Source organism: Lutimaribacter pacificus, assembly GCF_900142185.1.
GTDB classification, from domain to species: domain Bacteria; phylum Pseudomonadota; class Alphaproteobacteria; order Rhodobacterales; family Rhodobacteraceae; genus Lutimaribacter; species Lutimaribacter pacificus.
Genome location: NZ_FQZZ01000002.1, coordinates 418907 through 435913 on the forward strand (window position 1 = coordinate 418907; position 17007 = coordinate 435913).

General features: G+C 69.6%; 12 protein-coding genes. 6 read left to right on the forward strand and 6 right to left on the reverse strand.

Features of this window, described 5'->3' with window-relative positions:
* Nucleotides 1-115: 115 nt before the first annotated feature.
* Together F3H87_RS08070 and pbpC are read left to right on the forward strand one after the other, a co-directional pair.
* The gene (locus tag F3H87_RS08070) at nucleotides 116-5539 is read left to right on the forward strand and encodes an alpha-2-macroglobulin family protein (RefSeq protein WP_149788068.1); all 5424 of its coding nucleotides are present in this window, start codon (nucleotides 116-118) and stop codon (nucleotides 5537-5539) included.
* A 9-nt stretch (nucleotides 5540-5548) separates the two neighbouring features.
* The gene (pbpC, locus tag F3H87_RS08075) at nucleotides 5549-7588 is read left to right on the forward strand and encodes a penicillin-binding protein 1C (RefSeq protein ID WP_149788069.1); all 2040 of its coding nucleotides are present in this window, start codon (nucleotides 5549-5551) and stop codon (nucleotides 7586-7588) included.
* Nucleotides 7589-7603: 15 nt separating this feature from the next.
* Here the strand turns inward: pbpC and F3H87_RS08080 are convergent, their stop codons facing one another.
* The 4 genes from F3H87_RS08080 to F3H87_RS08095 all read right to left on the reverse strand — a co-directional run bounded on the left by F3H87_RS08080 (nucleotide 7604) and on the right by F3H87_RS08095 (nucleotide 11722).
* Nucleotides 7604-8857, reverse strand: coding sequence for an MFS transporter (locus tag F3H87_RS08080; protein WP_149788070.1), 1254 nt, complete (start codon nucleotides 8855-8857; stop codon nucleotides 7604-7606).
* A gap of 393 nt (nucleotides 8858-9250) precedes the next feature.
* Nucleotides 9251-10429 carry an acetyl-CoA C-acyltransferase family protein gene (locus tag F3H87_RS08085; protein WP_149788071.1) on the reverse strand — a complete coding sequence of 393 codons (1179 nt, stop codon included), beginning with the start codon at nucleotides 10427-10429 and terminating at the stop codon, nucleotides 9251-9253.
* Nucleotides 10430-10522: 93 nt separating this feature from the next.
* Complete coding sequence (locus F3H87_RS08090) at nucleotides 10523-11278, reverse strand: class II aldolase and adducin N-terminal domain-containing protein (protein ID WP_149788072.1); 756 nt, start codon at nucleotides 11276-11278, stop codon at nucleotides 10523-10525.
* A gap of 3 nt (nucleotides 11279-11281) precedes the next feature.
* Nucleotides 11282-11722: a VOC family protein gene (locus F3H87_RS08095; RefSeq protein ID WP_149788073.1), complete on the reverse strand. Its 441-nt coding sequence runs from the start codon at nucleotides 11720-11722 to the stop codon at nucleotides 11282-11284.
* 127 nt (nucleotides 11723-11849) lie between these two features.
* On the opposite strand from F3H87_RS08095, the gene F3H87_RS08100 reads away from it, so the two are divergent.
* The 4 genes from F3H87_RS08100 (at nucleotide 11850) to F3H87_RS08115 (ending at nucleotide 15174) form a co-directional block, all read left to right on the forward strand.
* On the forward strand, nucleotides 11850-13325 hold the full coding sequence (locus F3H87_RS08100; RefSeq protein WP_149788074.1) for an AMP nucleosidase: 1476 nt from the start codon (nucleotides 11850-11852) through the stop codon (nucleotides 13323-13325).
* Between the two features lie 130 nt (nucleotides 13326-13455).
* The gene (locus tag F3H87_RS08105) at nucleotides 13456-13743 is read left to right on the forward strand and encodes an HU family DNA-binding protein (RefSeq protein WP_149788075.1); all 288 of its coding nucleotides are present in this window, start codon (nucleotides 13456-13458) and stop codon (nucleotides 13741-13743) included.
* Nucleotides 13744-13940: 197 nt separating this feature from the next.
* A complete protein-coding gene (locus tag F3H87_RS08110) occupies nucleotides 13941-14237 on the forward strand; it encodes a sll1863 family stress response protein (RefSeq protein WP_149788076.1) in 297 nt (98 codons plus the stop codon).
* Between the two features lie 64 nt (nucleotides 14238-14301).
* Nucleotides 14302-15174 carry a DMT family transporter gene (locus F3H87_RS08115; protein WP_149788077.1) on the forward strand — a complete coding sequence of 291 codons (873 nt, stop codon included), beginning with the start codon at nucleotides 14302-14304 and terminating at the stop codon, nucleotides 15172-15174.
* Between the two features lie 99 nt (nucleotides 15175-15273).
* Here the strand turns inward: F3H87_RS08115 and F3H87_RS08120 are convergent, their stop codons facing one another.
* Nucleotides 15274-16260, reverse strand: coding sequence for an adenosine kinase (locus F3H87_RS08120; RefSeq protein WP_149788078.1), 987 nt, complete (start codon nucleotides 16258-16260; stop codon nucleotides 15274-15276).
* Nucleotides 16257-16901, reverse strand: coding sequence for an endonuclease III (gene nth / locus F3H87_RS08125; RefSeq protein WP_149788079.1), 645 nt, complete (start codon nucleotides 16899-16901; stop codon nucleotides 16257-16259). The genes F3H87_RS08120 and nth overlap by 4 nt, the downstream gene beginning before the upstream one ends.
* Between the last annotated feature and the right edge of the window lie 106 nt (nucleotides 16902-17007).

Here is a 17007-nt window from a genome sequence, read left to right on the forward strand (position 1 = left end):
GATCGGCCGCAGAGTCCGCAAACCTGATAAAGATGACGTTAAGGGAGGCGGGCCTGGGGCGTTGCCACGACTCGGGCGCCCTGCCACGATGGGCGCATTGCCAAGGAGTCCCGCCATGCGCCACATCGCCGCCCGCCTGTCCGTTCTTGTCCTGACCCTTCTGCCGCTGGCCGCGATGGCGCAGGACCGGGCCTTCGTGCCCGGCGAACGATTCGTCGTGACGCGCGACGTGGATTTCTACGGCGCCGACCTGCAGGCGCTGTTCGACACCAGCTACGAGGCCTGCGAACGCGCCTGCCGCGCCGATGCGCGCTGCACCGCCTTCACCTTCAACACCCGGTCGAACGCCTGTTTCCCGAAATCGGCCATCGATTCGCGCCAGCCCTACGCGGGCGCATGGTCCGCCGAACGGCGCGGGACCCCGGCCGGGGTCACCACGCGCGCCGCGCAGCGCGCCGCCGACCTGGCCTATCTGGGCGACCGCGCGCTGACGCAGGCGCGCGAGCTGGCCGCCGGTATCGGCCGGATGCACCCGTCGGGGCAGTTCACCCTGCAACAGCTGAACGACGCCGCGCAGGACCGCCGCGCCGCGGGCGATCACCTGAACGCCCTGCGCTGGACCGGCGGCGCCCTCGCGCATGAGGACAGCAGCCCGCTCTGGGCCGAATACGCCCGGCTGGGCCTTCTGGCGCAGCCGGAAAACAACTCTCCGGCCTATCGCCAGCGCGCGCTGCCCGCCGCGGTCAACGCCTATCTGCGCGCGGGCAACGGCCCCGAACAGGTGAACGCGCTGGCCATCCTCGCCCGCGCGCTCGAGGCGAACAACCGCGGGCGCGACATGATCCCGGCGCTGCGGCTGGCCCAGTCGATCCGGCCGCGCGACGATCTGGCCGATCTGCTGGACGACGCCATCGGCAAATACGGCTTTCGCATTACCGGCAACCGGGTCGAAAGCGACCTGGCCGCGCCCCGCATCTGCGCGGAGTTCTCCGAACCGCTGGCGCGCGGCGGCGTCGATTACGCCGATTACGTGCGCCTGCCCAGCCCCACCATGGCCGTGCGCGCCGAGGGCCGCGACCTCTGCGTCGAAGGGCTGGACCACGGCCAGCGGTACAGCCTGACCTTCCGTGCCGGCCTGCCCGACGCCGTGGGCGAGGCGCTGACCAGGGACGTGCCCCTGCGCCTTTACGTGCGCGACCGTGCGCCCTCGGTCGTGTTCCCGGGCCGCGCCTACGTGCTGCCGCGCGGCGCGGGGGTGGCGCTGCCGGTGCAGACGGTCAACCTCGACACGCTCGACCTGGTGCTGCACCGGGTCGACGACCGCAACCTGCTGCGCGCGATGCAGCAGGGCTTTTTCGGCGGCCGCCTGTCGCAATGGCAGCGCCGCGAATTTACCGGCGATGTGGGGCAAGAGGTCTGGCGCGGTCAGGGCCAGGTCGAAAACCGGCTCAACACCGACATGACGACCCGCCTGCCGATGGGCGATATCGTCGCCGGCATGGCGCCGGGGCTTTATGCGCTGGTCGCCTCGGTGCCCGGCGTCGACGGTTACGACGATCCCGGCGCGGCGCAATGGTTCGTGCTGTCCGACCTGGGGCTGACCACGCTGTCCGGCGTGGACGGGCTGCACGTGATGGTGCGCGGCCTTGGCGATGCCGAACCGCGCGCCGGCGTGACGGTCAGCCTGCTGTCGCGCGCCAACCGCGTGCTGGGCACGGCGGAAACCGATGCGGCGGGGCACGCGCTCTTTCCCGCCGGGCTGACGCGCGGCACCGGCGGGGCCGAGCCCGCGCTGGTCACCGTGCGCGACGGGCAGGACGACATGGCCTTCCTGTCGCTGACCGATCCGGCCTTCGACCTCTCCGATCGCGGGGTCGAGGGGCGCGAGGCCGCGCCGCCCGTCGATCTGTTCCTTGCCACCGATCGCGGCGCCTATCGCGCGGGCGAGGTGATCCACGCCACCGCGCTGGCCCGCGACGGGCAGGCGCAGGCGATCACCGGCCTGCCGCTCACCGCGATCCTGACCCGGCCCGACGGGGTGGAATATTCCCGCACGCTCGGCACCGGCGACGTGGCGGGCGGGCATGTCTTCGCCCTGCCGGTGGGCGAAACCGCCCCGCGCGGCACCTGGCGGCTTGAACTGCGCGCCGACCCGGACGCCCCCGCGCTGGCCGCCACCGACCTGCTGGTCGAGGATTTTCTGCCCGAGCGTATTGATTTCGACCTGTCCCTGCCCGACGGCCCGCTCGACCCCGGAACCGCGCCCGCCGTCACCGTCGATGCGCGCTATCTTTTCGGGGCGCCCGGCGCCGACCTGGGGGTCGAGGGCACCCTGCGCCTGCTGCCCGCCCGTCGCCTTGCGGCGCATCCCGGCTATCTGTTCGGGCGCTACGACGATCCGTTCCGCGGCCGGGCCGCGACGCTCGACAGCACGCGCACCGATGCGCAGGGCCGCGCCACCCTGCCGCTGCAATTCCCCGATACCGGCGACTATTCCGGCCCGTCCGAGGCGCGGCTGACCCTCCGCGTGACCGAAGGATCGGGCCGCCCGGTCGAACGGCAGATCGCCCGCGACCTTGCCGCAAGGGGCGCGCTGATCGGCATCCGCCCGGCCTTCGACGAGGTGCTCGATGAAGGCGCCAGCGCCGAATTCGCACTGATCGCCACCACGCCCGCGCTGCCGGTGGACTGGGTGCTGAACCGCGTCGAAACGCGCTACCAGTGGTATTCGCAAAACGGCGACTGGAACTGGGAGCCGGTGACGACCCGCAGCCGCGTGGCGCAGGGCTCTGCCACGCTGGGTGCCGATCCGGTCACGGTCTCGGCCCCGGTCGACTGGGGCCGGTACGAGCTTGTGGTCGAATCCACCGGCGCCGCCTACACCGCTTCGTCGGTCGATTTCCACGCCGGCTGGTATGCGCCCGCCAACCCCGCGACCACGCCCGACATGCTGGCGGTGTCGCTCGACCGTCCTGCCTATCGCGCGGGCGATACCGCGCGGCTGCGGGTGGTGCCGCGCGCGCCGGGCAAGGCGCTGGTCACCGTGATGTCCAACCGCGTGATCGCCATGCAGATGGTGGATCTGTCCGAGGGCGAAAACCTCGTCGATCTGCCCGTGACACAGGAATGGGGTGCCGGCGTCTATGTCGCTGCACAGGCGATCCGCCCGATGGATGCCGGGGCGGGCCGCAACCCCGCCCGCGCGCTGGGGCTGGCCCATGCCTCCGTCGATCCCGGCGACAGGCTGCTGTCGGTCGCCATCGACGCGCCCGCCCGCGCCGATCCGCGCGGGCCGCTTTCGGCCACCGTGCAGGTGGATGGCGTGGCCGCGGGCGATACCGCCCATGTCACCCTTGCCGCCGTCGACCTGGGTATCCTGAACCTCACCGGGTTCCAGGCCCCGGATCCCGGCGGGCATTATTTCGGCCAGCGCCGCCTCGGGGTCGAGATCCGCGATGTCTATGGCCGGCTGATCGACGGGCTGAACGGCGCGCTGGGCCAGGTCCGCTCGGGCGGCGACGCGGGTAACGCGATGCAGATGCAAAGCCCGCCCCCGACCGGGGAACTGGTCGCCTTCTTCACAGGCCCCGTCACCGTGGATGCCGATGGCCGGGCCGGGATCGCCTTCGACCTGCCCGATTTCAACGGCACCGTGCGGCTGATGGCGATCGCCTGGACCCCGCGCGCGGTGGGGCAGGCGCAGGCCGACGTGCTGGTGGCCGACCCGGTGGTCGTCACCGCCAGCCTGCCGCGCTTTCTTGCGCCGGGGGACGAAAGCCGCCTGCTGCTCGAAATCGTCCATGCCAGCGGCCCGGCGGGCCGGATGGGGCTGGACGTGACAGCGCAGGGCGTCAGCCTCGACGCCGCCGCGATCCCCTCGGGCGTCACGCTGGAGCCGCAGGGCAAGCAGACCCTGTCGATCCCGCTCACCGCGGGCGAGGCGGGCGATCATACCCTGCGCGTCGCGCTGACCACACCGGACGGCCGGCAACTGACCAAGGCGCTGACGCTGGCGGTGCGCGCCAACGATCCGGCCGTGTCCGAAACGCGGCAGATCACGCTCGATCCCGGCCAGACGCTCAGCTTCGACGCCGACATGCTGGCCGGTTTCCGCGCGGGCACCGGGCAGGCGGTGCTGTCCGCCGGGCCGCTGGCCACGCTCGACGTGCCGGACCTGCTGACGCAGCTCGATCGCTACCCCTATGGCTGCACCGAACAGGTGGCCAGCCAGGCGCTGCCGCTGCTCTACCTCTCCTCGGTGGCCGAGCCGCTGGGGCTGGGCGATACCGCCCGCATCCGCACCCGCATCGCGCAGGCCGTCGACCGCATCCTGACCCGGCAGGCGCCCGGCGGCGGCTTCGGCCTCTGGCGGGCCGGGGACGGGGATTTCTGGCTCGATGCCTATGTCACCGATTTCCTCTCGCGCGCCCGCGCGCAGGGGCAGGAGGTGCCCGACCGTGCCTTCCGCATGGCGCTCGACAACCTGCGCAACCGCGTCAACTATGCCGCCGATTTCGACAGCGGCGGCGAGGCGCTGGCCTATGCCCTGCTGGTGCTGGCACGCGAAGGCGCGGCGGCCATGGGCGACCTGCGCTATTACGCCGACGAAAAGGCCGACAGCTTCGCCACGCCCCTTGCCGCGGCCCAGCTTGCCGCCGCGCTGGCCGCCTATGGCGACCAGGCCCGCGCCGACGCGATGTTCGCCGTGGCCGCGCGCAAGCTCGCCCCGCGGCTGGCCACGCCCTCCGCCCCCGAATGGCGCATCGACTACGGCACCGACCTGCGCGACGCCGCGGGCGTTCTGGCGCTCGCGGCCGAGGCCGGAAGCACCGCCATCGACCGCCCCGCGCTGATCGCCCATATCGGCACGCGCACCGCGCAGATGTCCACGCAAGAGGCCGCCTGGACCCTGATGGCCGCCCGCGCGCTGGTGGACGATCCCGCCGCTACCGGCCTGACGCTGAACGGCACCGCCCTGCAGGGCCCGCTGCTGCGCCGGTTCGGCGACGACCTGACCGGGGGCATCGCACTGTCGAACACCGCCGATGCGCCGACGCGGGTGACCCTCAGCACCATCGGCGTGCCGCGCCAGCCCGCCCCGGCGGGCGGCTACGGCTATGGTATCGAACGCAGCTATTACGACCTCGACGGTGCCGCCATCGACCCCACGCAGGTGGCGGCGGGCACCCGCATGGTCGCCGTGCTGCGCGTCACGCCCTTCCAGGACATCGGCGCGCGGCTGATGGTGAACGACCCGCTGCCCGCCGGGTTCGAGATCGACAACCCCAACCTGCTGCGCTCGGGCGATATCCGCGCGCTCGACTGGCTCGACCCGCCCGAGGCGCAATATACCGAGTTCCGCGCCGACCGTTTCCTCGCCGCGGTCGACTGGCGCTCGGACGCGCCCTTTACGCTGGCCTATATCGTCCGCGCGATCAGCCCCGGCCGCTACCATCACCCCGCCGCCACGGTCGAGGACATGTACCGCCCGCAATACCGCGCCCGCACCGACACGGGCGAGGTGCGGATCGGGGGCTAAGGCCCCGCCATGCGGCGCGCGGGCCGCCTCCTGTTCCTCGCGGTGGCGCTGCTGCTGGGCGCCGCCGCCGCGCGCGATGCCGCCGACGCCTGGATCGACGCCACCCGCCTGCCGCTGCTGCCGGTGGCGCAGTCGGTGGAGATCCGCGACCGCAACGGCACGCTTTTGCGCGCCTACCCGGTCGCGGACGGGCGCTGGCGGCTGGGCGCGCAGCCCGCGCAGGTCGACCCGGCCTATCTTGCCATGCTGATCGCCTATGAGGACCGGCGCTTTGCCACCCATGCCGGGATCGACCCGCGCGCGCTTTTGCGCGCCGCGGCGCAGGCGGCGTGGCACGGGCGGGTGGTGTCGGGCGGCTCGACCCTGACGATGCAGGTGGCGCGGCTGCTCGAGGGCACCGGCACCGGCCGCTGGCAGGGCAAGCTGCGGCAGATGCGCGTCGCGCTGGCGCTCGAGCGGCGGCTGCCCAAGGACCGGATACTGTCGCTCTACCTGACGCTGGCGCCCTTCGGCGGCAATCTCGAAGGGGTGCGCGCCGCCACGCTGTCGTGGTTCGGCAAGGAACCCGGCCGCCTGACGCCCGCGCAGGCCGCGCTGCTGGTCGCCCTGCCGCAATCGCCCGAAACCCGCCGCCCCGACCGCGCCCATCCCGCCGCCCGCGCCGCGCGCGACCGGGTGCTGGCGCGGATGGAACGGGCCGGCATCCTGTCGCCCGACACTGCTGCCGCGGCGCGCTCCGAACCCGTGCCCACCCTGCGCCGCCCCTTCCCGATGCTGGCGCCGCACCTGGGCGACCGGCTGCGGCTGGCCGATCCCGCCCGGCAACGCCACGACGTCACGCTCGATGCCCGCCTGCAATCCGCGTTCGAGGATCTGGCGCAGGGCGCCCTGCGCGGCCGCCCGCCGCACCTCTCCGTGGCGATCCTTGCCGCCGATCACCGCAACGGCGAGATCCTCGCCGCAATAGGCTCGCCCGATTACGCGCCCGGCCGCAGGCAGGGCTTTGTCGATATGACACGGGCGCTGCGCTCGCCCGGCTCGACGCTCAAACCGCTGGTCTACGCGCTGGCCTTCGACCAGGGCCTTGCCCATCCGCAAACCCTGATTGCCGACCGCGCCACCGATTTCGGCGGCTACGCGCCGCAGAATTTCGACGGCGCGTTCCGGGGCGAGCTGACCGTGGCCGAGGCGCTGCGCCTGTCGCTCAACATTCCCGCCGTCGCGCTGACCGACGCGCTGGGCCCCGCGCGCCTGCTGGCCGCCATCGAAGGCGCGGGCGCGACCCCGGTGATCCCCGGCGGCAAACCGGGGCTGGCCGTGGCGCTGGGCGGCCTCGGGCTGACGCTGCACGACCTGGTGCAGCTTTACGCCGGGCTGGGCAATGGCGGCCGGGCGGTCCCGCTGCACAGCCACGGCCCAGCGCAGCCCCCGCGCAGGCTGATCAGCGCGCGCGCGGCATGGTCGGTGGGCGATATCCTGTCGGGCCTCGCCCCGCCGCCCGGCAGCCCGGCGCTGCGGCTGGCCTACAAGACCGGCACCTCCTACGGGCACCGCGACGCCTGGGCGGTGGGGTTCGACGGGCGGCACGTGATCGGTGTCTGGATGGGCCGCGCCGACGGCACCCCGGTTCCCGGCGCCTTCGGCGGCGAGATCGCCGCGCCCCTGCTGTTCCGCGCCTTCTCGCGGCTCAAATCGCGGCCCGATCCGCTGCCGCCGCCCCCCGCCGATACGCTGCTTGTCCCGACCGACCGGCTGCCGCCGCCGCTGCAACAGTTTCGCCCGCGCAACGCCAGCTTCGCCCCCGCGCCCGACGCGCCGAAACTGGCCTTCCCGCCCGATGGTGCGCGGCTCGATCTGGGCGGGCTGCCGCTGGTGCTGAAACTGCGCGACGGGGCCGCGCCGTTCACCGTGCTGGCCAACGGCATGCCGGTCGCCATCCGGCAGCACGGGCGCGAGATCACGCTGCCGCCCCCCGGCGTGGGCTATCTTACCCTGTCGGTGATCGACGCGCAGGGCCGCGCCGCCCGCGCGGCGATCCGGGTCGAATAACGGGGCGGCGTGGCGTCACGGTACCGGGCCGAACCGCAGCCGCCCAAGGCCATAGCCAAGCAGCCCCAGGCAGGCCAGCGCCCCGACCGCATAGGGCGCATGCAGCGCCGCCTCGCGCCCGATCGTCGGCTCCAGCCCGGCCACCAGCGCCCCCGCGCCAAGCGCGCCAAAGGGCATCGCCCCCCAGCCGAAAAAGCGATAGACGGAATTGACCCGCCCAAGCAGCGCGTCGGGGATCAGCCGTTGCCGGTAACTTACCGTCACCACGTTCCACAGCATCCCCGCCGCCGCCTCCAGGAACAGCGCCAGCCCGGCCAGGATCACCGAACCGGACAGCGCCAGAAGCGCATGGACCAGCGCGAAAACACCCAGCGCCGCGATCAGGCTGGCCCGCATCCCGATGCGCCGCGCGATCCATGGCGATGCCAGCCCGCCCAGCACACCCCCCGTCGCCCCGACCGTCAGCAGTAGGCCGTACCCGGCGGCGGACAGGCCAAGGATTTCCTGCGCGTAAAGCACCAGGATCGTCATGCCGCCGACGAACACCGCGTTGATCGCCCCCAGCATGACCGCAAGGCGCAGGATCGCCGGATTTCGCCGCATCCATCCCATGCCCTCCAGCAGCGCCGCCCGGAAACGGCCACCCGCCTGCGCCTTTTTCGGCGGCAGGGCGATCATCCAGATCAGCGCGGCCGACAGCGCATAGACCGAGGCATCGACCCCGAAGGGCAGGGCGACCGAATAGGCGATCAGCACCCCCGCCAGCGGCGGGCCGACGAATTGCCCGGTGACCTGCTCGGCGCTCCACATCTGGCCGTTCGCCTGCTCCAGGTCTCCCGGCGCAACGATCGAGGGCAGCACCGTCTGGGCGGCATTGTCGCGGATCACCTCTGCCGATCCGAACAGGAAGGCGATCAGCACCAGCGACAGGATCGCCCCGGCCCCGCCGCCCTCCGGCACCGGCAGCGCGGTCATCGAAAAGACCATGCCGACGGTGCACAGCATCAGGCCCATGCGCACCAGGTCGGCGCGCAGCATCAGAAGCCGGCGGTCGACCCGGTCCGTCCAGACGCCCGCCGGCAGCGCGAAAAGCAGCCAGGGCAGCCGCTGCGCCGTGGCCACCGCCGAGATCAGCAGCGGATCATGCGTCAGCAGCGTCGCCAGCCAGGGCAGCGCGACCATCGAGATCCCGTCCCCCAGGTTGGAGACCGAGCTTGCCGAAAACAGCATCCGGTAGTTCCGGTTCGTCCTCAAAAGGGTCGCGCGCATCCCGATCCCTCCAAAGGGCTGGTCATCCATCCCGGCAACCATACCCGGCCCGAAGGGGGGTGCAACCGGCGCCGCGCCGGTGATCTGCGACAGACAAAGGTTAACACCGCGCGGTTTTGCGGCGGGATCGCGCGGTTTCGAACCGATGGGGTAACATGCTACCGCGATCCGGCGGTTTCGGCCCCGCATGGCCGGGCCGAAGCCGGCAAAACCGCGCGCCTTGCGGCCCGAACCGCGCGGTTTGCGTTAAGCTTTCGGCAGGAAGTGCACGGTTTCACCGGCAAACCGCGCGATTAACCTTGTTTCGCGCCCCGGTTTCCTCTCTCGGGAAATATCCTCGGGGGAGTCCCCGAAGGGGACGGGGGGCAGACAGCCCCCCTCCCAGCGGCCCGGTCAGAGCCGCTCGATGGCCAGCGCGATGCCCTGTCCGCCGCCGATGCACATCGTCATCAGCGCCTTGCTGCCGCCGGTGCGCTCCAGCTCGTACATCGCCTTTACCGTGATGATGCAGCCGGTCGCGCCCACCGGGTGTCCCAGCGCGATGGCGCCGCCATTGGGGTTTACCCTGGCCGGGTCCAGCCCCAGCCCCCGGTTCACCGCGATCGCCTGCGCGGCGAAGGCTTCGTTCGATTCGATCACGTCGAAATCGGTGATCTTCAGCCCGGTCCGCGCCAGCAGGTTTTCCACCGCCGGCACCGGCCCGATGCCCATCACCTCGGGCCGCACGCCCGCGTGGGCATAGCCGAGCACGCGGAATTTCGGTTTCAGCCCAGCGGCTTGCGCCGCGCCTGCCCGGGCCAGGACGATGGCCGCCGCACCGTCGTTGATGCCGCTGGCGTTACCGGCCGTCACGCTGCCGTCCTTGCGGAACGCCGGGCGCAGCCCCGCCAGCGCCTCGGCGGTCGAGGCCTTGGGATGCTCGTCGGTGTCGAACGGCACCATGTCGCGCTTCACCTTCACCTCGACCGGCACGATCTGTTCCTTGAAATGGCCCGCTTCAATCGCCGCGGCGGCGCGGTTCTGGCTTTCCAGCGCAAAGGCGTCCTGATCCTCGCGGGTGACGTCGTGTTCGGCCGCCACGTTCTCGGCGGTGATGCCCATGTGGCCGGTGCCGAAGGGGCAGTTCAGCGCGCCCAGCATCATGTCGAGCGTCCTGATATCGCCCATCTTGGCGCCCCAGCGCTGATCCTGGTTGATATAGGGGCTGCGCGACATCGCCTCGGCCCCGCCCGCCAGCGCGAAATCGGCGTCGCCCAGCATCAGCGATTGGGTGGCCGACACGATGGCCTGCGCGCCCGAGCCGCAGAGCCGGTTGACGTTCATCGCCGGGGTGGTGTCGGGGATGCCGGCCTGGATCGCGGCCACGCGGGAAAGATACATGTCGCGCGGTTCGGTGTTGATGACATGGCCGAACATGACATGGCCGATCTGCCCGCCCTCGACGCCGGCGCGTTCCATCGCCGCCCGGGCCGCCACGGTGGCGGTTTCGATGGGCGGGGTGCCGGCCAGGCTGCCGCCGAATGTGCCGATGGCGGTGCGTGCGCCGCCGAGGATGACGATATCGTCGCTCATGATTTCCCTCCTGATGAGTCGTTCCGCCAGACCCTAACGCCGTGCCGCGCCGGATGGCAGGGGAAACGTTCCGTCACGTCAGGCCGCGCGGCCTCAGCTGGCGTAGGTCGATCCCTCTTCGTCCAGGATCGCCTTAAGCTCGGCCAGGTGCCTTTCGTCCTGTTCGGGATAGGTCTCCAGCTCGGTCGCGGTCTTTTCCGCGATCTCGTCGGACAGCACGCGCAGCGGCCGGCCGGTTTGCAGCGCGCGGATATAGGTTTCGGCGGCGCGTTCGAAATAATACATCCGGTTGAAGGTTTCGGCCACGGTCCGCCCGATCACCAGCACGCCGTGATTGCCCATGATCATGACACGTTTTTTCGGATCGTCGAACAGCCGCGCGCAGCGTTCGCCCTCGTCCCCGAAAGCCAGCCCGCCATAGCCGTCGTCGATGACGTAGCGGTTGAAGAAGGTGGCGCAGTTCTGGTCGATGGGCGGCAGGCGGCTGTCGGCAAGGGATGCCAGAACCGTGGCATGGATCGAATGCACATGCATCGCGCAGCGCGCGTGCGGGCAATGGCGGTGGATGCCGCCATGCAGGCCCCAGGCGGTCGGGTCGGGGGCATTCGGGCCTTCCAGCGTTTCGGGGTCGTTGGCATCCACCACGATCAGGTCGGATGCGCGGATGCGGCTGAAATGCACCTGGTTGGGGTTCATCAGGAACCTTGTGCCCTCCTCGTTGATCGCCAGCGAAAAGTGGTTGGCCACCGCCTCGTGCATGTTCAGCCGCGCGGTCCAGCGAAAGGCGGCGGCAAGGTCCACGCGCTCCTGCCAGTGATCCATGTTGGGTTTGAGGTTCGTCACGCTCATCGTTCAGGTTCCTTGTCTGGTTTCCGGTTTCGGCAGGCTGGCCACCCAGGCATAGCCGTTGTCGCACAGGATGCAGGTTTCGCGCAGCCCGTGGGGCTTGTCGGTGGGCGGTTGCAGCACCGTCGCGCCGCGCGCATCGGCGCGGGCGGCGGCGGTGTCGGGATCGGTGTCGTAAAGGCGGATCTCGATACCCGCCCCGCGCGGCGGGGTTTCCGGCAGCAGGCCCAGCAGCGGGTGGCTGCGATAGGTGCCGTCGGCATGGATCTGCATGACCTGGGTGCCATAGGTCAGGATGGCGAAATCGGCGCTGACGCGGTGCGCGCCCATCCCGAACACATCGCGCAGGAAATCCACCTGCGCGGGTACGTCGCGCACCAGCAGGTTCAGCCCGATGCCGCGCAGCGCGGCGCCGAAGGCGTCGGCGCCCACCGTTTCGTAATCCATTGCCGTGCTCCTGTTCCCGATGACGGGCAGCTTCCGGTGGCGGGCGGCGGGGGTCAACGGCTGACATCAAAGTTGATCTTCCCCGCACGACCTGTTCCATTGGCCAAAAGGCAGGAAGGATCGCCCGGTGACGCCGCCCATCGACATTCAGACCCCGGACGCCGCAGGGCCGGACCTGTTTACCGATCCGCAGGCGGCGGTGGCGCGGCTGGTCGCGCTTTACGATCAGGCCGCCGGTTACCTGTGCGACGCCTTCACCGCCGCCATTGAGGGACGCCCGCCGAAACATCGCGTGCGCGCCTTTTATCCCGAAATCCGCATCACCACGCGATCCTATGCGCAGATCGACAGCCGGCTGAGTTTCGGCCACGTATCCTCGCCCGGCACCCATGCGGCGACGATCACGCGGCCCGACCTGTTCCGGCATTACCTGGAGCAACAGATCGGCCTGCTGGTGCAGAACCACGGCCAGCCGGTGCAGATCGGCCCGTCGGACACGCCGATGCCGGTGCATTTCGCGGTGGCCGGGCGCGCGGGCATCACCGTGCCGCACGAGGGCGCGGCCGATTTCACGCTGCGCGACATCTTCGACGTGCCGGACCTGACGACCACGCATGACGACATCGTCAACGGCACCCACCAGCCGGGGCCGGACGGGGCGGGGCCGCTGGCGCCCTTCACCGCGCAGCGCGTGGATTACAGCCTTGCGCGGCTGGCGCATTACACCGCGACCGACCCCGCGCATTTCCAGAATTACGTGCTGTTCACCAATTACCAGTTCTATGTCGAGGAGTTCGAGGCCTTCGCCCGCACCGTGCTGGCCGATCCCGCCAGCGGCTATACCGCCTTCGTGGGCACCGGCAACGCGACCATCACCGATGCGCAGGCGCCGCTGGACCTGCCGGCGAAGATGCCGCAGATGCCGACCTATCACCTCAAGCGGAAGAACGGCGAGGGGATCACCCTGGTCAATATCGGCGTGGGCCCGTCGAACGCGAAAACCGCGACCGACCATATCGCCGTGCTGCGCCCCCATGCCTGGATCATGGTCGGCCATTGCGCAGGTCTGCGCAATTCGCAAAGCCTTGGCGATTTCGTGCTGGCCCATGCCTATCTGCGCGAAGACAAGGTGCTGGACGACGACCTGCCGGTCTGGGTGCCGGTGCCGGCGCTGGCGGAAATCCAGATCGCGCTGGAACGCGCGGTGGCCGAGGAAACCGCGCTGGACGGGTACGACCTGAAACGGATCATGCGCACCGGCACGGTGGCCAGCGTCGACAACCGCAACTGGGAACTGCGCGACCAGCAGGGCCCGGTGCAACGGCTGTCGCAATCGCGCGCCATCGCGCTGGACATGGAAAGCGCGACGATCGCGGCCAACGGGTTCCGGTTCCGTGTGCCTTACGGCACGCTTCTGTGCGTGTCCGACAAGCCGCTGCATGGCGAGCTGAAGCTGCCCGGCATGGCCAGCGATTTCTATAAAACGCAGGTCGCGCGGCACCTGATGATCGGGATTCGCGCGATGGAATCGTTGCGCGACATGCCGCTCGAACGCATCCACAGCCGCAAGTTGCGGAGTTTCGACGAAACCGCCTTTCTCTGACGTTGGGAAAAATGCGCAAAATCGGCGATTTTCCCTTGCAAACGCCCACTAATCGTTGTGTTTAACCGCTATATGCCGTTAGATATGGCGGGAGAGGCCCTAGAAGTCGGGCATGATAAGGAGACCAAACATGGCAAAACCGATGACCAAAACCCAGCTTGTGGCCACTCTGGCCGAGGAAATGGGCAGTGACAAGAAAACCGCTTCGGGCGCGCTCGACGCCATCATCGCGATCATCACCCGCGAAGTTTCGGCCGGCGGCGCCGTGACCCTGCCGGGCGTCGGCAAGATCTACTGCCGCGAACGCCCCGAGCGGATGGTGCGCAACCCCGCCACCGGCGAACAGATCAAGAAAGAGGCCGACAAGGTGGTCAAGATGACCATCGCCAAGGCGCTCAAGGACAGCGTGAACGGCTGATCCCTCCGTCATTCGGTGCAAGGGGCCGTCCGGTTGGGCGGCCTTTTGTCGTTTCCGGCCATGGGGTTCCGGTGGTCTGTCAGGACGGCTGACTTAAATTCGCCACCGCGGATCGCCATCTCCGTCCATGCCCGCCACGTATGGCCGGGAAGGGCGCGGGCACTGGTTGAGACAAGGGAAAAGGAGCACCGATCCTCATGTCCGAAATGTCCGAACGCGACGCATATATCGAGAAGGCCAAGGCGCAGCTGGACCAGTGGAACGCCGAGATCGACAGGATCGAGGCCCGCACACGCGAGGCGTCGGCGGATGGCGAAACCGCCCTGCGCGGGATGGTGCAGGACCTGCACGGCAAGCGCGACGCGCTGGAGCAGAGGCTGAACGAAACCCGCCAGTCCGGCGAACTGGCCTGGAGCGACCTGAAGGCCGGGATGGATTCGGCCTGCAAGAACCTGTCGGATGCCATCGAAGAGGCGCGCTCGCGCTTTGGCTGACATCTGATTGCATCCCCCGCCCGCCCCGTGTCTAAGAAGGGCAGATAACGGACGGGGGCAGGGGATGAATATCCGGGCGGTCATTCTGGGGCTGGCTTTCGCGGTGATGTGGTCGAGCGCCTTCACCTCGGCGCGGGTGATCGTGGCCCATGCGCCGCCGCTGGCCTCGCTTTCGGCGCGGTTCTTCCTGTCGGGGGTGCTGGGTGTCGCCATCGCCATGATGCTGGGCCAGACGCTGCGGCTGACGCGCGGGCAATGGCGCGCGACGATCATCTTCGGGATCTGCCAGAACGCGCTGTACCTGGGGCTGAACTTCGTGGCGATGCAATGGGTCGAGGCGTCGCTGGCGTCGATCATCGCGTCCACGATGCCGCTGATGGTGGCCTTTGCCGGCTGGGTGCTGTTCCGCGACAGGTTGCCGTGGATCGGCGTGGCCGGGCTGGTGCTGGGCGTCGTCGGGGTGGCGCTGATCATGGGCGCGCGGCTGGAGGCCGGGGTGGACCGCACGGGGCTGCTGCTGTGCATCCTCGGCGCGGCGGCGCTGACGGTGGCGACGCTGTCGGTGCGCGGCGCCTCGTCCGGCGGCAACGTGATGATGGTGGTGGGGTTGCAGATGTTCGTGGGCGCGGGCTGCCTTGCCGTGGTCTCGGCCCTGACCGAGACGATCACGGTGGACTGGACGTGGCAACTGGTGGTGGCCTTCCTCTATACCACGCTGGTGCCCGGGCTGGCGGCGACCTGGGTCTGGTTCACGCTGGTAAGCGAGATCGGCGCGGTGAAGGCCGCGACCTTCCATTTCCTCAACCCGTTCTTCGGCGTGGCGATCGCCGCGGCGCTTCTGGGCGAGAAGCTGGGCGCGCTGGACGTCGTGGGCGTCGTGGTGATCGCGGCGGGCATCCTGATGGTGCAGCTGTCGAAACAGAAGGCTGTGGGGTAAGACGTCGGGCGGGGCAGGGGGCGCTGCCCCTCTTGGGCCTGCGGCCCAATTCACCCCCGGAGGTATTTGGGGCAAGATGAAGCGACTGGTGGCTGGTTTTCAGACCAGCCCTTCGGCCCTGAACAGCGCCATGACATCCGCCTCGGGGCGGGCGCCGTAATGGCCGATCACCTCGGCCGCGGCGATGCAGCCCATCCGGCCCGAGACCGCAAGGCCCTGCCCCGTCGCCAGCCCGTACAGGAACCCGGCGGCGAACTGGTCGCCCGCGCCGGTGGCATCCAGCGGCGTGACCGGGGTGACCGGGACGGTCACGGTTTCCTCGCCCCGCACCAGCACGACGTCATGGCCCGAGCGGGTGCAGACGATCAGCCCGCTGTCACCGGCGGCCTGTTCCAGCGCATGTCCAAGGTCGTCGGTTTCGTAAAGCGATTTCCATTCGTGTTCATTGCCGATCACGTAATCCAGCGATTTCACCAGCCGCCGGAAATCGGCGCGGTGGCGGTCGACGCAGAACGGATCGGACAGCGCGATACCGGCCTGCCCGCCGCCCGCCCGGCACAGTTCGGCGGCGCGTTCGAAGGCCTGTTTGCCCTTGGGCTTGTCGTAAAGGTAGCCTTCGAGAAACAGGATTTCCGCGCCCCGCGCCACGTCGTCGGGCACGTCGTCGGGGCCCAGCTCGGACGAGATGCCGAGATAGGTGTTCATCGACCGTTCGCCATCGGGCGAGACGAAGATCATCGAGCGCGAGGTCGGCAACTCGCCCCCCGGCACGGGGGCATTGACGAAATCGGTGCCGTCCTCGGCCATGCCCGCCGCGTAGAAGCGGCCGAGCGCGTCGTCATGCACCCGCCCGATAAAGGCGGTGGACAGCCCCAGCGCGCCCGCGCCCGCGACGCTGTTGGCGACCGAGCCGCCGGGCATCTGCACGCGGTTTTCCATCTGGTCATACAGGAATTCGCCGCGTTCCTGTTCGACAAGCTGCATCACGCCCTTGTCGATCCCCATGCGGGTCAGAAAGCGGTCGTCGCATTGCGAGATCACGTCGACCACGGCGTTGCCGATCCCGACGATCTGGTGTTTGGTCATGCGGTCTTGTCCTCGTACTGGCACAGGTCGCGGATCAGGCAGGCGTTGCATTTCGGCTTGCGCGCGACGCAGATATAGCGCCCGTGCAGGATCAGCCAGTGATGCGCGTGCTGCTGGAAATCCACGGGAATGTTGTCTTCGATGGCGCGCTCCACGGCGACCACGTCCTTGCCGGGGCAGATGCCGGTGCGGTTGCCGACGCGGAAGATATGGGTATCCACCGCCTGCGCGGGATAGTGCCACCACATGTTCAGCACCACGTTGGCCGTCTTGCGCCCGACGCCGGGCAGCGCCTGCAGCGCGGCGCGCGAGCAGGGCACCTCGCCGCCGTAGTCGTCGGCCAGGATACGGCTGAGCTTGATGACGTTTTTCGCCTTGTTGCGGTAAAGCCCGATTGTCCTGATATGTTCGATCAGCCCCTCTTCGCCGAGGGCCAGCATCTTTTCCGGGGTGTCGGCGATCTGGAACAGCTTGCGCGTTGCCTTGTTCACGCCGGCATCGGTGGCCTGCGCCGACAGCGCCACCGCCACCACCAGCGTGTAGGCGTTGACATGCTCCAACTCGCCCTTGGGTTCGGGTTCGGCCGCGTGAAAGCGGGTAAAGATCTCGCGGATCGTGTGATAATCAAGCTGCTTTGCCATGTTGCGGGTTGGTATGCCCGGTTTGCTCAGGCCCGTCCAGACGGTTGCGCAGGTTTCGGGTCGCAAGCGATGGGGCCGCGGCGTAATCTGCCCGCAAAGGAGACAG

What these genes read in the sequence shown, in the direction of transcription:
- F3H87_RS08070 (WP_149788068.1), top strand. Translation starts at nt 116, where the DNA reads ATGCGCCACATCGCCGCCCGCCTGTCCGTTCTTGTCCTGACCCTTCTG.
- pbpC (WP_149788069.1), top strand. Translation starts at nt 5,549, where the DNA reads ATGCGGCGCGCGGGCCGCCTCCTGTTCCTCGCGGTGGCGCTGCTGCTG.
- F3H87_RS08080 (WP_149788070.1), bottom strand. Translation starts at nt 8,857, where the DNA reads ATGCGCGCGACCCTTTTGAGGACGAACCGGAACTACCGGATGCTGTTT.
- F3H87_RS08085 (WP_149788071.1), bottom strand. Translation starts at nt 10,429, where the DNA reads ATGAGCGACGATATCGTCATCCTCGGCGGCGCACGCACCGCCATCGGC.
- F3H87_RS08090 (WP_149788072.1), bottom strand. Translation starts at nt 11,278, where the DNA reads ATGAGCGTGACGAACCTCAAACCCAACATGGATCACTGGCAGGAGCGC.
- F3H87_RS08095 (WP_149788073.1), bottom strand. Translation starts at nt 11,722, where the DNA reads ATGGATTACGAAACGGTGGGCGCCGACGCCTTCGGCGCCGCGCTGCGC.
- F3H87_RS08105 (WP_149788075.1), top strand. Translation starts at nt 13,456, where the DNA reads ATGGCAAAACCGATGACCAAAACCCAGCTTGTGGCCACTCTGGCCGAG.
- F3H87_RS08110 (WP_149788076.1), top strand. Translation starts at nt 13,941, where the DNA reads ATGTCCGAAATGTCCGAACGCGACGCATATATCGAGAAGGCCAAGGCG.
- F3H87_RS08115 (WP_149788077.1), top strand. Translation starts at nt 14,302, where the DNA reads ATGAATATCCGGGCGGTCATTCTGGGGCTGGCTTTCGCGGTGATGTGG.
- F3H87_RS08120 (WP_149788078.1), bottom strand. Translation starts at nt 16,260, where the DNA reads ATGACCAAACACCAGATCGTCGGGATCGGCAACGCCGTGGTCGACGTG.
- nth (WP_149788079.1), bottom strand. Translation starts at nt 16,901, where the DNA reads ATGGCAAAGCAGCTTGATTATCACACGATCCGCGAGATCTTTACCCGC.